The organism is Flavonifractor sp. An91 (assembly GCF_002159225.1).
GTDB classification, from domain to species: Bacteria; Bacillota; Clostridia; order Oscillospirales; family Oscillospiraceae; genus Flavonifractor; species Flavonifractor avicola.
The window spans coordinates 1-15631 of the sequence record NZ_NFHA01000046.1 but is presented as its reverse complement, the minus strand read 5'-3'; the positions used below and the strand labels follow the sequence as shown (position 1 = coordinate 15631).

Annotated in this window: 10 protein-coding genes, 1 tRNA gene and 2 pseudogenes; 6 read left to right on the top strand and 7 right to left on the bottom strand. The window is 61.8% G+C overall.

Translation table 11 applies throughout. The features are described from left to right. Positions 1–694: N-acetylmuramoyl-L-alanine amidase family protein (locus B5G42_RS16120; protein ID WP_140399874.1), on the top strand; the 694-nt coding region annotated here is incomplete at its 5' end. Between the two features lie 58 nt (positions 695–752). On the opposite strand, the gene proS is transcribed toward B5G42_RS16120, so the two are convergent. Both proS and B5G42_RS16110 read right to left on the bottom strand, forming a co-directional pair. Continuing rightward, entirely contained in the window at positions 753–2192 is a 1440-nt protein-coding gene (gene proS / locus B5G42_RS16115) for a proline--tRNA ligase (RefSeq protein WP_087188904.1), read from the bottom strand. Between the two features lie 275 nt (positions 2193–2467). Continuing rightward, positions 2468–4774, bottom strand: a complete 2307-nt coding sequence (locus B5G42_RS16110; protein ID WP_087272547.1) for an S-layer homology domain-containing protein — start codon at positions 4772–4774, stop codon at positions 2468–2470. 185 nt (positions 4775–4959) lie between these two features. Here B5G42_RS16110 and B5G42_RS16105 point away from each other — a divergent pair, with 185 nt between their 5' ends. Genes B5G42_RS16105 through B5G42_RS16095 form a run of 3 tightly spaced genes read left to right on the top strand, consistent with a single transcriptional unit; the run spans position 4960 to position 11145 of the window. Next, positions 4960–5532: a TetR/AcrR family transcriptional regulator gene (locus B5G42_RS16105; protein WP_162611132.1), complete on the top strand. Its 573-nt coding sequence runs from the start codon at positions 4960–4962 to the stop codon at positions 5530–5532. A gap of 43 nt (positions 5533–5575) precedes the next feature. Then, entirely contained in the window at positions 5576–7993 is a 2418-nt protein-coding gene (locus tag B5G42_RS16100; protein ID WP_242961258.1) for an efflux RND transporter permease subunit, read from the top strand. Next, positions 7990–11145, top strand: coding sequence for a hypothetical protein (locus tag B5G42_RS16095; RefSeq protein WP_087272534.1), 3156 nt, complete (start codon positions 7990–7992; stop codon positions 11143–11145). Before B5G42_RS16100 ends, B5G42_RS16095 begins: the two co-directional genes overlap by 4 nt. 93 nt (positions 11146–11238) lie before the next feature. On the opposite strand, the gene typA is transcribed toward B5G42_RS16095, so the two are convergent. Next, entirely contained in the window at positions 11239–13065 is a 1827-nt protein-coding gene (gene typA, locus B5G42_RS16090; RefSeq protein WP_087272531.1) for a translational GTPase TypA, read from the bottom strand. 408 nt (positions 13066–13473) lie between these two features. On the opposite strand from typA, the gene B5G42_RS16085 reads away from it, so the two are divergent. Beyond that, positions 13474–13550, top strand: a tRNA-Arg gene (locus B5G42_RS16085). A 265-nt stretch (positions 13551–13815) separates the two neighbouring features. Beyond that, positions 13816–14073, top strand: a pseudogene (locus B5G42_RS16080) (TraG/TraD/VirD4 family protein); the annotation flags it as partial. Here the strand turns inward: B5G42_RS16080 and B5G42_RS16075 are convergent. The 4 genes and pseudogenes from B5G42_RS16075 to B5G42_RS16060 all read right to left on the bottom strand — a co-directional run. Then, complete coding sequence (locus B5G42_RS16075) at positions 14065–14325, bottom strand: type IV secretory system conjugative DNA transfer family protein (RefSeq protein ID WP_242961259.1); 261 nt, start codon at positions 14323–14325, stop codon at positions 14065–14067. The pseudogene B5G42_RS16080 and the gene B5G42_RS16075 sit on opposite strands and share 9 nt — an antisense overlap. A gap of 165 nt (positions 14326–14490) precedes the next feature. Next, complete coding sequence (locus B5G42_RS16070; protein ID WP_071429084.1) at positions 14491–14856, bottom strand: hypothetical protein; 366 nt, start codon at positions 14854–14856, stop codon at positions 14491–14493. A gap of 78 nt (positions 14857–14934) precedes the next feature. Beyond that, positions 14935–15126, bottom strand: coding sequence for a transposon-encoded TnpW family protein (locus B5G42_RS16065; RefSeq protein WP_087272529.1), 192 nt, complete (start codon positions 15124–15126; stop codon positions 14935–14937). Positions 15127–15172: 46 nt separating this feature from the next. Then, a pseudogene (locus B5G42_RS16060) lies at positions 15173–15631 on the bottom strand (ATP-binding protein); the annotation flags it as partial.

Here is a 15631-nt window from a genome sequence, read left to right as displayed (position 1 = left end):
CCCTGAGCCTACCCCCACGCCCACGCCGGAGCCCACACCCACCCCGCTGCCCCTGGAGGGGGCGGTGATCTGCGTGGACCCCGGCCACTGCGTCACCCCGCTGACCGGCACCGGCCAGCGGGAGCTGGTCTCTCCCCTGTCCGATGAGACCAAGTACCTCTTTGGCGGCGGCACCGCCGGAGCCAACCAGACCGAGGAGCAGCTCAACCTGGCGGTGGGGCTCCAGCTCCGGGACGCCCTGGAGGCGCTGGGAGCCGAGGTAGTGATGACCCGGGAGGTGTCCGAGATCACCCTGGGGGGCATCGACCGGTGCAAGATTGCCCAGGAGGCGGGGGCCGACGTACACATCAGCATCCACGCCAACGGCTGGACCGACCCGGACTACAACGGAGCCATGGTGCTGGTGCCCTACGGGGACCTGCTGGGTACCCCCTCCATCGTGGAGGAGAGCGCCCGGCTGGGAGAGCTGATGATCGAGGCGGTGTGCGAGCATACGGGGGCCAAGAACCTGGGCACCGTCCAGCGCTCCGACCTGACCGCCTTCAACTTCTCCACCATGCCCTGCGTGTTCATTGAGATGGGCTTTATGACCAATCCCCGGGAGGACGCCCTTATGGAGACCCCGGAGTATCAAGCCAAGATCGTGGACGGCATGGTGGAATCCCTGTTGGCCTGGTACGGCGTAGAGGAATAAAACAAAAAGGACCCGGAGCCATGCTCCGGGTCCTTTTTTGTCGTATGGGTTTGGGTGATTAGTAAGCCACGCCCCAGTACACCATGTGCTTGGCGGGCTTGCCGCAGACGGGGCACACGTCGCCCAGGTGCTCCTGCTCCAGGGGGATGCAGCGGGAGGACACGCCGGCGATCTCCTTCATCTTGAGCTCGCAGGCCTCGTCGCCGCACCACATGGTCTTGGCAAAGCCGCCCTGGGTGGACATCTTCTCCTTGACCTCCTCCACGGTGGAGCAGGCATAGGTGTTCTCGTCCAGGTTCTTCTTGGCCTTGTCGTACAGGCCCTGCTGCACCGCGTCCAGCATAGTCTGGACGGTCTCCTCGATGTTGTCCAGGGAAACGAAGCTCTTCTCGCCGTTGTCCCGGCGGACCAGCACGCACTGGTTCTTCTCCATGTCCTTGGGACCCATCTCCAGACGCAGGGGCACGCCCTTCATCTCGTACTCGGCGAACTTCCAGCCGGCGGACTGCTTGGAGGCGTCCATCTTCACCCGGATACCGGCGGCCTTCAGGCGGTTCATGACGGCCTCGTTGGCCTCGATGACGCCCTCCTTGTGCTGGGCCACGGGGATGATGATGACCTGGGTGGGGGCGATGCGGGGGGGCAGCACCAGACCGTTGTTGTCGCCGTGGGTCATGATGACGCCGCCGATGAGGCGGGTGGACACGCCCCAGGAGGTCTGGAAGGGGTGGTGGGGCTTGTTGTCCTCACCGGTAAAGGTGATGTCGAAGGCGGTGGCGAAGCCGTCGCCGAAGTAGTGGGAGGTACCGGCCTGGAGGGCCTTCTTGTCGTGCATCATGCACTCCACAGTGTAGGTGGCCTCGGCGCCGGAGAACTTCTCCTTGTCGGTCTTGCGGCCCTTCACCACGGGCATGGCCAGGTAGTTCTCGCAGAAGTCGGCGTAGATGTTGAACATCTGCTCGGTCTCGGCAATGGCCTCCTCGGCGGTGGCGTGCATGGTGTGGCCCTCCTGCCACAGGAACTCCCGGTGACGCAGGAAGGGGCGGGAGGTCTTTTCCCAACGCAGCACGGAGCACCACTGGTTGTACAGCTTGGGCAGGTCCCGGTGGGAGTGGATGATGTTCTTGTAGTGCTCACAGAACAGGGTCTCGCTGGTGGGCCGGATGCAGTAGCGCTCCTCCAGCTTCTCAGAGCCGCCCATGGTGACCCAGGCGCACTCGGGGGCGAAGCCCTCCACGTGATCCTTCTCCTTCTGGAGCAGGGACTCGGGGATGAGCAGGGGGAGGTACACGTTCTCGTGGCCGGTCTCCTTGAACTTCTCATCCAGAATCTTCTGGAAGTTTTCCCAGATGGCGTAGCCGTAGGGGCGGTAGATGAACACGCCCTTGATGGAGGAGTAGTCGATGAGCTCCGCCTTCTTACACACGTCGGTGAACCACTTGGCGAAGTCCACCTCCATATCGGTAATCTGTTCCACCTGCTTTTTGTCCTGTGCCATATCTATCTCAATCCTTTTTTATCAAAATACGCATGGGTGCTACTTATTTTATTCATTTGCGGCCCAAAAGTCAAGTCAAGTATAGGGCCCGGCGCATAAAAGCCGGGCTTTAACGAATTAAGCGCTCCAGGCCGAGGCTTCGGAGGGAAAGATAGTGTGAAAGAAAATCGTCAGGGTTGTCTTTCGCGTCCAGTCAATAACGCCCCGATTTGTCAAAACAGTTTGACAAATCGGGGCCCGGCTCAGATGAGTCGGGCCCCGCAAAATTTGAACAATTACAGTTTGACCACCAGGGTGGCAACGAATAGATTGCCGGAGTACTGTCCGTACAGCTGGATCCGATCTTCCGCCGCCAGCTTGCTCAGGCTGGTGGAGGAGCCGGAAATGGTAACGAAGCTGGCGTCCTCCACATCCACGGTGAGGGGAGTGCCGTCCTCCAGGCTGATCATCAGGGTGTCGTCCTTGGTGTTGACCACCAGCACCGAGCCGGTGATCTGGGTGGAAGAGGAGGAGCTGCCGGTGACCTCAATGGCCACGATCTCGTCCCCGCTGAGAGTCAGATCCACCGCATCGTTGGGCTTGAGGGAGTAGAGGGAGATGACGGAGCCCTTCTGGATCACCGACACGCCCTCGGACGCCTGGTAGGTGTCGGTGGAGCCGTCGGAGAAGCGCACGTCGATGCTGACGCCGGTGGTGTCCTGGATCACCCGGGTGATGGTGCCGGACAGGGTGGCGTTCTGAGAGGTGGCCTCGATCTCATACACCTCGTTGTAGCGGACGGTGACGGTGACGCTGTCGCCGCTGCGCAGCTTGTCGATGGAGCTGGTCTTGCCGTCCCGCTCAATGTCGGGCAGGTTGGTCAGATCAATGGAGAAGGTAGCGGTAGTGCCCTGGGGGGTGCGCACCGCCAGGGTGGTGGGGCTGGCGTAGGTGATGCTCTCGATCACGCCCTGGGTGGTGGTGGAGCCGGGATAGGTGTCCAGCAGCACCACCTGGTCGCCGGAGATCTGAAGGGTGGCAAAGTTGTTGCGGGCCACCTCCTTGACGGTGATCTCCTCTCCGTCATAGCGGGCAATGGCGTTGCTTGCGATGGGGTAGGTGCGGGAGCGGCCGGTGAGGCTGTCCTCCACGGTGATCTCGTAGGGGTCCTTGGTGAAGCTGATGCTCTTGATGGGGCCCTGCACATAGTCGGACACGGTATCCACCGCGGCGCTCACCACGGTGCCGGCGTTGTCGTTGGACACCCGCAGGCTCACATAGTCCCCCTTGTTGGACACGGTAATGGAGCCCGCCTTGCCGTTGACGGTGACGGCGGCGCCGGACACCAGGGTGTACTGGGCGCGCTGGCCGTCAAAGGCGGAGACGGTAATGGTCTGGCCGCCGGACGTGTTCTCCACGCCGGTGAGGAAGCCCTCGGCGGAACGGGTGCCGCCGGACAGCTTCAGCTCGGCCAGATGGCCCATGCCGTCCACCCAGCACTGGGCCTGGGTATAACCGGCGTCGGGCTCGATCAGGGAAGGATCGCCCACCAGCTGGCCCACCTGGACTCTGGTAAAGCGGTCAATGTCCAGCCGCTTGCTGGTGCCGCTGACACTGATGGTGATGCTGTCCTGGGATACCTCAGTGATGCTGCCGCTGAGGCTGGTCAGGGTCCCGCCCAGACGGACCGCCTGAGCCGCCCCCTTGTCGTCCAGGTTCACCCGGACATACTGGCCCGCACGCAGGGAGTTGGGGGTGGTGCGGATGTTGTTTTCATAGATGGGCACGTTGGCGGGCACGGAAATGCCAAAGGTATCGGTCAGATTGCCGGTGATGGTGAGCAGGGTGGCGCCGTTGCTGGTGGAGCTCACCGCGTCGATGACGCCGCCCACCCACTGGTAGTCGGTGTAGGCGGGCAGCTCGGCATAGATGCCCTGCTCATCCATAAAGTCGATGGCACGGCGGAGCATGGTGGCCATTTCCGCCCGGGTCAGGCTGCCCTGGGGCATAAACTCGTTGGCGGTGTTGCCCTGGACAATGCCGTATGTATTGAGCAGATACACATAGGGCCGCAGCACCTGGGAGATGGAGACGGTGTCGGCAAAGCTCATGGAATAGTTGGTCAGGTTTTTGGCCATGGGCTCCAGCTGCATGGCCCGCACCAGATACATGGACAGGTTTTCGCGGGTGATGGACTTGAGCAGGGCCCCGGAGTCGCACATGGCCTCCAGCTCGCTGACGCTGATGATACCGGTCTCCAGACAGACGGCCATTTCTTCCTCCGCCCAGCTGTAGACGTTCTCAGGCAGGATCTCCTTCAGCTGGTCGGCCCGGTCGGCGGCGATCTGCTTTTTATCCGCGGCGGACACGCCGGTGGCCCGGGAACAGAACAGCAGGGCCTCGCAGGCGGTCATCTTCTGAGCGGGGGCGAAGGTGGTGGCGCTGGTACCCTTGACAATGCCAAGACCGGCCAGATACTCCACGTCCTCCTGGGCCCAGTGGCCCTGCATGTCGGTAAAGCTCACCGCGGCGGCTGGCACTGCCAGCAGTGACACTGTCATGACCAGCGCCAGCAAAAGGGCGGCAAATCTCTTTCCTTTCATACATTTCCCTCCGTCAGCTGCATAGGTTTCCATAATTAGATGCCTCCATTATAATGGTTTGCCCAGGAAAAAGCAACCTGTAAATCCAGGTACCTTGCCTCCCATTTTAATCTACAATTGTATTTTAACTTGACACATGTAGTTTATTGTAGTATGCTGTTGCCGCTATGAAAGGAGGGACCCCTGTGGAGGAGAAGCGAGAGGACAATCTGGATCTGCGCCAGCGCAAGACCCGGCGGCAGCTGACCCAGGCCCTGGTGGAGCTGATGGAGGAGCGGCCCTTTCAGGAGCTGTCGGTGACCGACATCTGCCGCCGGGCCCTGGTCCACCGCACCACCTTCTACGCCCATTTCAACGACAAGCAGGAGCTGCTCCACTATCTGCTGACCCAGCTGGAGCAGACGTGCATTGACGCCTGTATTCCCCAGGACGCCCCCACCCCCAGGGCGTTTTTTCTGGCGGCGGCCCGCAGCACCCTGGCCTTTTTCAAGGAGCGGAGGGCCCTGTACCGGGCCTGCCTGGACAGCGGCGCCGACACCCAGACCCGTCTGCTGGAGGAGGCGGCGGCCAACGAGCTGTGCGCCCGCATGAGCCGCCCCCCCTTTCCCGATGCCCTGCCGGGGGTGGACCCCCGGATCGCCGCCCGCTTCTATGTGGGGGCCATGCTGTCCCTGCTGCGCTGGTGGCTGGTGAGCCCCGACCCGGTGCCGGAGGAGGTCCTGCTGGACCACCTGGCCCGCTTTATTCCCGACCGCTGAGAGGAAACCGCCTATGGTAACGGACAAAAAAACCGAGACACCCATGACCAGACTGGCCCGCTTCATTGTGGACAAGCGGAAGGCCTTTTTCCTGGTCTTTATCGCCGCCGTCATCTTCTGCGGGGCCTCCGTCAGCAAGGTACAGATCAACAACGACATCACCTCCTACCTGCCGGAGAACACCGAGACCCGCCGGGGCCTGACCCTGATGGAGGAGCAGTTCGTCACCCTGGCCACCGCCGACGTGATGGTGTCCAACGTGACCTATGACACCGCCGCCGCCCTGGCCGAACGGCTGGAGGAGGTGGAGGGGGTGTCGGAGGTGGCCTTTGACGGCACCGCCGACCACTACAAGGGCTCCGCCGCCCTCTTCTCCCTCTCCTTCGACGGGGAGACCGGGGACCAGGAGACCGTGGAGGCGCTCCACCGAGTGGAGGACCTGCTGGAGGGGTACGACGTGTCCCTGTCCACCGAGGTGGGCCGGGATATCTCGGTCTCCCTGCGGCAGGAGATGACCGTCATCCTCCTCATCGCCGCCGCTGTCATCGTGGTGGTGCTTCTCTTCACCTCCAAGAGCTACATGGAGGTGCCGGTCTACCTCATCGTCTTTGCCGCGGCGGCGGTGCTCAACATGGGCACCAACTTTCTCTTCGGCACCATCTCCTTCATTACCAACGCCATCGCCGTGGTGCTTCAGCTGGCCCTGGCCATCGACTACGCCATCATCTTCTGTCACCGGTATATGGAGGAGCGGGACGGCGGCCTGGAGCCCCGGGAGGCGGACATTGCCGCCCTGAGCAAGGCCATTGTGGAGATCTCTTCCTCCAGCCTGACCACCATCTCCGGCCTAGTGGCCCTGATGCTCATGCAGCTGCGCATCGGCTTTGATATGGGTATCGTGCTGGCCAAGGGCATCGTGTGTTCCATGCTGTGCGTCTTCCTGCTGATGCCCGGCCTGCTGATGGTGTTCCAGGGGCCCATCGACCGCACCCGCCACAAAAATCTGGTGCCCAAGATCAACTTCTGGGGCAAAGGGGTGGTCAAGCTGCGCTTTGTGCTCCCCCCCATCTTCCTGGTGGTGGTCATTGCCGGGGCGATTCTGTCCAGCCACTGCGCCTACGTTTTTGACACCAACGACGCCGATTTTTCCAACAAGCCGGACTGGCAGCTGGCTGCCGAAAAGGTGACCGATACCTTTGGCAAGAAGAATACCATCGCCATGCTGGTGCCCCGGGGGGACTATCAAAAGGAGGGCCGCATCCTGGAGCGGGTGGAGGCCCTGCCCCAGGTGACCCAGGTCACCGGCCTTGCCAACATCGAGGTGGAACCGGGCCGGATGCTCACCGACGACATCACCCCCCGGCAGTTTGCCGAACTGGCCGGGGTGGACGTGGAGCTGGCCCGGCTGCTCTTCCAGGCCTACGGCCTGAGCGTGGAGGAGTACGGCTCCATCTTCCAGAACCCGGACGACTACTCGGTGCCTCTGCTGGATATCTTCCAGTTCCTGCTGGAGCAGAAGGACAAGGGCGTGGTGAGCCTCACCGGCGACCAGGCCCAAAAGGTGGAGGATTTGCAGGAACAGCTGGACGTGGGACTCAAGCAGCTCCAGGGTACGGAGTGGTCCCGGCTGGTCTTTGTGGCCGACGTGCCCACCGAGGGGGAGGACACCTACGCCCTGCTGGACGAGATCCGCGCCATCGGCCAGGACTATTATGACGACGTGGTGCTGGTGGGCAACTCCACCAACGCCTTTGACCTGGCCAGCTCCTTCTCCGGCGACAACCTGAAGATCAGCGTACTCACCGCCCTCTTCGTTGTGGTGATCCTGCTGTTCACCTTCAAGTCCGCCGGTCTGCCGGTGCTGCTGGTGCTCACCATCCAGGGCTCCATCTGGATCAACTTCTCCTTCCCGGTACTCACCGGCACCAATCTGTTTTTCCTCAGCTACCTGGTGGTCAGCTCCATCCAGATGGGCGCTACCATCGACTACGCCATCGTCATCACCAACCGCTATCTGGAGCTGAAGACCCGCATGGAGCCCCGGAAGGCGGTGGTGGAGGCCCTGAGCCAGAGCTTCCCCACCATCCTCACTTCGGGCACCATCATGGCGGTGGCCGGCTTCCTCATCGGCGGCATCTCCACCGACGCCACCATCGGCTCGGTGGGCCTCACCCTGGGCCGGGGCACCGTCACCTCCATCTTCCTGGTGATGACCGTGCTGCCCCAGCTGCTGCTGTTGGGCGACGCCATCATCGAGCGCACCGCCATCTCCCTCAACCGGGACCGGTCCCAGCGGTTCAACAAGGGCACCATGCGGCTGGACGGCCACGTCCGGGGCCATGTATCCGGCTTTGTGGACGGCGAATTCAAGGGGGTCATCCACGGCAGTGTGGACGCCCTCATCGAAAGCAAGTATCAGGAGCTCCAAATCGAGGAGCAGGAACAGGAGGATCAGCCATGAAGCACAACAGACCCGTAACCGCCCTGCTGCTGGCGGCTGCCCTCCTCTGCTCCCTGCTGCCTCCCGCCCGGGCGGCGGGAACGGTGACCATCGGGGACGAGTCCGCCTTCCTGGACTTTGCCCGCAGCTGTACCAAGGATACCTGGTCGGTGGGGGTGACGGCGGAGCTGACCGCCGATCTGGATCTCAGCGGCACAGACTTTACCTCCATTCCCATCTTCCAGGGTACCTTCCACGGCAATGGCCATACCATCACCGGCCTGTCCTTCTCCGACAAGGGGTCCAAGGTGGGCCTCTTCCGCACCCTCACCGAGAGCGCACAGGTGGAGGACCTGACGGTGGAGGGCACCCTCGCCCCCGGCGGCACCGGAGGCCAGGTGGGTCTGGTGGCCGGTGAGAACTACGGCGCCGTGCGTAACTGTACCGTCAAGGGCTCGGTCTCCGGTCAGGAGGACGTGGGGGGCCTGGTGGGCCTCAACGGGGAGAGCGGCACCGTGACGGGCTGTTCCAACCAGGCCGCAATCTCCGCCCCCAGCAACGCCGGCGGCATTGCCGGGCAGAATCTGGGCGCTATCACCGGCTGCACCAACGCCGGGGAGATCAATACCGCCTCCGATCAGGATATACCCTCCAACTCCGGCGGCATCGCCGGGCTGTCCCGGGGCAACATTGACGGCTGCTCCAATTCCGGAACTGTGGGCTATCAGCACCTGGGCTACAACACCGGCGGCATTGCGGGACTCCAGTCCGGCTCCATCACCAACTGCTCCAATACCGGACATATTCTGGGCCGGAAGGACGTGGGGGGCATCGTGGGCCAGTTCGAACCCAATGTGGAGGTGCGCTACGGCGACTCTCCCGCCGACAGCCTCAACGACAGCCTGGGGGTCCTCTTTGATGAGATGGAGGGCTTTGCCGACCAGCTCAGCGGCATGGTGGGCCAGGGAGTGGAGGACGCCCAGGTCATCCATGAGGCGGTGGGTCAGATCCGGGACCGGGCCCAGCAGGCCGGGGACCAGGGTCTCACTGATTACAGCGATATGACCGACCAGCTGGACAGCCATGCCGCCGCCCTGGGGGATGCCCTGGACGGCCTCCGGGGTCATGTGGATACCTTTTCCAATGAGGCCGGGGACGACCTGGATGATCTGCTGGACGGTACCGCCCAGCTGCGCCGCAGTCTGAGTAAAATGCTGGACAGCGCCGACAGCGCCCTGGTGGAAGGGGTGAAGGCCCTGGATGATGCCGCCGAGGGCATTGAGAAGCAGGCCAATACCATCCGCACCCACCTCCAGGCCATGTCCCGTGAGCTGGACAGCCTGGGCAGCTATCTCACCCAGGTGACCGACTGCCTGAAAAAGCTGGACCTAAAGGGAGCCCTGGCAGTACCCTTCCCCAGCGTGGACCCGGCGGGACACCTGTCCGCCATCTCCAAGGCCCTGGGCAAGCTGCCCGGCCTGGTCAGCGACCTCACCGGCCGGTGGGAAACGCTGAGCCACGATACCTCAAAAGAGATGGAGGAGGCGCGGAAGGACGCGGATCAGGCCGCCAAGGCCATCCACAGCGCCGCCAGCCATCTGGTGGGGGCGGGCAGCGCCCTGTCCAAGGACAGTAAGAAGGATCTGGACGCCGTCAGCAACGAGGCCTCCGCCATTCGTACCCTGCTGAAGGACTATTCCGACCAGCTGGGGGAGCAGACCCAGGCGGCGGCAGACGATATCGGGGACCAGCTGGATGTGATCGAGCACCGGGTGGACCAGATGACCCAGGCCGCCGGGGCGGACAACACCGCCCTCCACGCCTCCGCCCAGCGGGTGATCGGGGCTCTGGACCAGGTGCGTCAGGCCATCTACGACATGGGCCGGGAGCCCAAACTCACCACCCAGGACCTTTCGGGGGACATTACAGAAGGCCCCGGCCTGGTCATGGCCTGTACCGCCGCCTGCACCGTGGAGGGTGACTCCAACGTGGGCGGCATTGTGGGCGCTGTGGGAGCCGAGGTGGGGGACGACCCCGAGGCCACCTTTGACATGGAGGACATCAAACTGCTCTCCGACGTGTACGCCACCCTGCGGGCGGCAGTGCGGCAGTGCCGCTTTGACGGCGCCGTTACCGTGAGAAACGACTGCGGCGGCGGTATCGCCGGTCGGTGTACCACCGGCTCCATCCTGGACTGCGCCGCCCGGGGCACGGTGGAGACGGGCACCGACTACTGCGGCGGCATTGCAGGCCGCACCGGCGGTTCGGTGATCCGGTGCGCCGCCCTGGTGGATCTGGACGGCGGCAGCTGGCTGGGCGGCATCGCCGGTCTGGGCGGCACCCTTACCGACTGCCGGGCCATGGTGCGGGCCCAGGGAGACGGGGAGTACCAGGGGGCCATTGCCGGTCAGTCCGACGATCCCCTCACCGGCAACCGCTACCTGCTGGAGGAGCTGGCGGGGCTGGACGGGGTGGATGTGGCCGGTCAGGCGGAGGGGCTGGAGTTTGACGCCTTCTCGGTGCTGAGCGGCATCCCCGAGGACTTCCTCACCTTCTCCTACCGCTTTGTGGCCGACGGCAAGACTGTGGCCGAGATCCCCTTTGCCTACGGGGACGACCTGGACCAGAGCCTGGTGCCCGAGCCGCCTGCCCGGGACGGGGAGTATGGGGTGTGGCCCGACTTCCCGGTCAAGGGGCTGACCCGGTCCATGGTGCTGGAGGCCCAGTTTACCCAGCCCACCGCCACCCTCTCCTCCGGCGGGGAGCATCCCGCCCTGCTGGTGGAGGGCACTTTTGAGCCAGGCGCTGGTCTAAAGGCGGAAGGGCTGACCGAGCTGCCCGACCTGTCGGGCTACCGGAGCGTGGAGGGCTGGTCCTATACCGTGGAAGGCAGCCAGGGAGATACGGTGACCCTCCGGCTGCGGGCGGCGGACGCCGATCACCCGGCGGCGGCCATCCTGCAGTCCGACGGCAGCTGGCAGGTGGTGAAGGCCAGCCAGGACGGCAGCTATCTGGTCTTTGACGGCCCGGTCAGCGGGCAGGTGGTGCTGCTGGACCGCACCACGCCCAATGTTTTGCCTGTGGTGCTGCTGTGCTGCGCCGGGGCGGCTGTACTGCTCATCGCGGCGCTGGCAATCCATCGGAGAAAAAAGCGGAAAACCATCCCGGCATAAAAAACAGGCCCCGGAACCCTGCGGTTCCGGGGCCTGTTGTATTTAGCATAAAACACCGCCCCCGGCACGCCGGGGGCGGTGTTGTTCTTATGATCAGGCCTTTTTCTTGGAGGCCTCGCGCATCCGGGCCGCATGGTCCAGCAGGCGCTTACGCAGACGCAGGGACTGGGGGGTGACCTCCAGCAGTTCGTCGTCGGCCAGGAACTCCAGACACTGCTCCAGAGACATCTGGCGGGGGGGGGTGAGGCGCAGGGCGTCGTCAGAGCCGGAGGCACGCATATTGGTCAGCTGCTTCTTCTTGCAGACGTTGACGCTGATGTCCTCCTGCTTGGGGGTCTCGCCCACCACCATGCCGGCATAGACGGGCACGCCGGCGCCGATGAAGAGCACGCCGCGCTCCTGGGCGTTGAACAGGCCGTAGGTCACGCTCTCGCCGGTCTCGAAGGACACCAGAGAGCCGGAGTTGCGGCGCTGGATCTCGCCCTTCATGGGGGCGTAGCACTCAAAGACGGAGGCCATGATGCCCTCGCCCTTGGTGTCGGTGAGGAACTCGTTGCGGTAGCCGAACAGGCCGCGGGAGGGCACCAGGAACTCGATCTTCATACGCTCGCCCACGGGGGTCATCTCCAGCAGGTCGCCCTTGCGGGAGCCGATCTTCTCGATGACGGCGCCCACGCTGTCGGAGGGCACGTCCACCACCAGGCGCTCGATGGGCTCGCACTTCTTGCCGTCGATCTCCTGGAAGAGCACACGGGGGGGAGACACCTGGAACTCGTAACCCTCACGGCGCATGGTCTCGATGAGGATGGACAGGCTCATCTCGCCGCGGCCGGCCACGTTGAAGGCGTCGGTGGAGTCGGTCTCGGTGACCCGCAGGGACACGTCCTTCATGGTCTCCCGGAACAGACGCTCACGCAGCTGGCGGGAGGTGACGAACTTGCCCTCCTTGCCGGCGAAGGGGGAGTCGTTGACGGAGAAGGTCATCTCGATGGTGGGGGCGGAGATCTTGACGAACTCGATGGGCTCCACCGCGTCGGGGGCGCAGATGGTGTCGCCGATGGTGATCTCGCCGATGCCGCTCATGGCGATGATGTTGCCGGCATCGGCCTCGGTGACGGGCACCTTGCCCAGACCGTCAAATTGATACAGAGCGGTGGCCTTGGCCTTCTTGGGAACGGCGTCGGGGTCGTGGTAGTTGCACACCACGATCTCCTGGTTCTGCTTCACGGTGCCCCGCTCAATGCGGCCGATGGCGATCCGGCCCACGAACTCGTTGTAGTCGATGGAGGACACCAGCATCTGGAAGGGAGCGTCCACATCGGCCTCGGGGGCGGGGATATAGTTGACGATGGTCTCGAACAGGGGCACCAGGTCGGTACCGGGCTGGTCGGGGGAGTAGGAGGCGGTGCCCTGACGGCCGGAGCAGAACAGGGTGGGGGACTCAAACTGCTCGTCGGTGGCGTTCAGGTCCAGCAGCAGCTCCAGCACCTCGTCCATGACCTCGTGGATGCGCTGGTCGGGGCGGTCGATCTTGTTGACCACCACGATGACCTTGTGGCCCAGCTCCAGGGCCTTGGACAGCACGAAGCGGGTCTGGGGCATGGGGCCCTCAGCGGCGTCCACCAGCAGGATGACGCCGTTGACCATCTTCAGGATACGCTCCACCTCGCCGCCGAAGTCGGCGTGGCCCGGGGTGTCCACGATGTTGATCTTCACGTCCTTGTAGTGGACAGCGGTGTTCTTGGCCAGGATGGTGATGCCGCGCTCACGCTCCAGGTCGTTGGAGTCCATGACGCGCTCCACCGTGGCCTGGTTCTCACGGTAGATGCCGCCCTGCTTGAGCATTTCGTCCACCAGGGTGGTCTTGCCATGGTCGACGTGGGCGATGATGGCTACGTTGCGTAATTTCTCGTTCTGCATATTCCTTCTCCTTCAGCGGTGGGGTGTCCATCCTCCGCCGCATAAGATCATAATCAGCTCGACTCTTAATTATACTGCATACCTTACGGGCCATGCAACAGCTTTCCGCAAAAAAACCAACAAAAACCCGCATCTTTCCCGCCCTCAGCGTTGACACCGCCCGGAAATTGGGTTACAATAATGCGGCATAGGCGGATTTTTGTTCCGCTGACAAAGTTAGATGCGCCTGTAGCTCAGCAGGATAGAGCGACCGCCTCCTAAAAATCGAATCGTTCGAATCCTGGAGCCCTGCAAAATTGAATATTTTCTGTATAAGCCCCCGTAGCTCAGTTGGATAGAGCGGTCGCCTCCTAAAAATCGAATCGTTCGAATCCTGGAGCCCTGTAAAATTGAATATTTTCTGTATAAGCCCCCGTAGCTCAGTTGGATAGAGCGGTCGCCTCCTAAGCGACAGGCCACTGGTTCGAACCCAGCCGGGGGTGCCAAAAATGACCGCTGTAAGCCGTTTTTTGATGGTTTACAGCGGTTTTTTGTTATCGTTTTCTCGGAGCGTTCTTGCCACTCCGCCGGAACGATTTTATACATTTTCCGCTGTATGCCTGCTAATTGGCTTCGAACTATTTTTGCGGCCTTGCTAATAAAAAACGCCGATTTGCTATCAAACTTGTCGCTGAAAAACGGCCGCACCCCTCGAAGCTGCAAGATGCACTTGCCTCCGTCCATCACCGCGATTTCGTCCTGGGTCATCAGCTCGCCACCATCCGGAGCCGGGAAATCTCGGCTTCTATTATTTTGCAGTCCCAAAGTCAGTTAAAGACCATCTACAAGGACGCCGCAGATACCATTGTGGGCAACTGCGACACCACCTTGTTTTTGGGAGGCAAGGAGAAATCCACCCTAAAAGAAATCTCGGAGCTGCTGGGCAAGGAGACCATCGACAGCTTCAATCAATCCGAGAACCGGGGCAGCCAGGTTTCTCATGGCTTCAACTATCAGAAATTAGGAAAGGATCAGCTTGTCGAAGCTGGGTATCTGCCCGATGTTGGCGAACTCGTCCAGTAGGCACCGCACATGGACGGGCAGCCTGCCGCCGTACACGTCGTCCGCCTTGTCACAAAGGAGATTGAATAGCTGGCTTTGCAGCATGGCGATAACGAAATTGAAGGTAGTGTCCGTGTCGCTCATAATGAGGAACAGCGCCGTTTTGCGGTCGCCCAGGGTATCCAGCTCCAGTTCGTCGTCCGACATGATCTCCCGCAGCTCCGCAATATCGAAGGGGGCAAGGCGGGCACCGCAGCTAATCAGGATGGATTTCAGAGTCTTGCCCGAAACGAGTTGTCAAGGACTTTTTAATCAAATTCACAAAAAGGCCACAAAAAAAGTGCCAGAAGCACTTTCATGCTCCTGACACTCAGGCGAGTAGAGTTACTTGCGGCCGCTTAGCAGTTCGTCGCAAATGTACGCATATTCCGGCAGTTGGTCGATATAGGGTTTCCAGCGCCGCTTAATCTCGGCCAGTTCCAGCGGATCGGCGTCCTCGAAGTCATGGTCGTTTCCAGTCATTCCGAAAACATCCAGTGCTATATCATTCAAGCACTCATAACAAAGGCTGGCAGCGGACTCTATCCAGTTTCCGGTGTCAATATAGATCGGGTCGATAGATATTGCCAGCCACACATAGCCGACCTTGTCCGACCAAACCAAATCATAACCAGTCATTTGTTGGATGTGTTTCTCGAACACTTTACGGACGCGCTCAATCTCATTTTTCTCTTTTTCTGTGTACAGCATTTTCGTGTCCTCCTTGACAAAAAATTTTGGTGTGTACCATCATCAGTTTAACACAAGGCGGCTGGCTTTATCAGCCGGTCACATCTGCTGTATCTCGTTTTTGAGCATACGCTTGATTTTGTCGCTCATGGTTTCAGTGCTGGTATTGCTGAAATGGACGCGCACCTTGTAGGTGGTCTTGCCGATTTTCTTTACCAGCGCGGGGGCGTCCTCCGGCGTTCTGGCCGGAGTGGTGTCTGCGGTCTGCATGGTACGGGTTTCTTCGCTCATGGCGCTCCTTTCTCCGGGCGGGGCTGCGCCGTCCGGCAAAAAAATACTCATGCTTACGGTTTACAATGTCTTTCGCCGCCTGCTTGGTAGCTCCGGCGTTTTCCTCCCGGAAGTTCTTCCCGGCAAAGAGGATCGGGGCGCACCGTTCCAGGATACGGTCATAGATACGGGCGTGGGCCAGGTCAGGCGGGTTCTTGAGTTCGGCCAGCTTCAGGTTGGTGGTGATTATCATGGGCCTGCGGCTGCGGTAGCGGCTGTCAATGACGAAAAACATCTGCTCCATCGCATACTCGGTACTGCGCTCCACACCCAAATCGTCAATGATGAGCAGCTCGTACTCGTCAAAGCTGGCGATAAAGTCGGCCCTGTCCTCGGAAAACATCCCTGTCAGGCGGTTCAGGATGGTGGGAAAGTTCGTCATCAGCACCGGCACATCCCGGTCAAGCAGGGCGTTGGCGATACAACCGGCGAAAAAGGACTTGCCGGTTCCCACATCCCCAAACAG

Coding starts and splice junctions, on each gene's coding strand:
- B5G42_RS16070 (WP_071429084.1), bottom strand. CDS start 14,856: ATGCTGTACACAGAAAAAGAGAAAAATGAGATTGAGCGCGTCCGTAAA.
- typA (WP_087272531.1), bottom strand. CDS start 13,065: ATGCAGAACGAGAAATTACGCAACGTAGCCATCATCGCCCACGTCGAC.
- B5G42_RS16100 (WP_242961258.1), top strand. CDS start 5,576: ATGACCAGACTGGCCCGCTTCATTGTGGACAAGCGGAAGGCCTTTTTC.
- proS (WP_087188904.1), bottom strand. CDS start 2,192: ATGGCACAGGACAAAAAGCAGGTGGAACAGATTACCGATATGGAGGTG.
- B5G42_RS16110 (WP_087272547.1), bottom strand. CDS start 4,774: ATGAAAGGAAAGAGATTTGCCGCCCTTTTGCTGGCGCTGGTCATGACA.
- B5G42_RS16095 (WP_087272534.1), top strand. CDS start 7,990: ATGAAGCACAACAGACCCGTAACCGCCCTGCTGCTGGCGGCTGCCCTC.
- B5G42_RS16065 (WP_087272529.1), bottom strand. CDS start 15,126: ATGAGCGAAGAAACCCGTACCATGCAGACCGCAGACACCACTCCGGCC.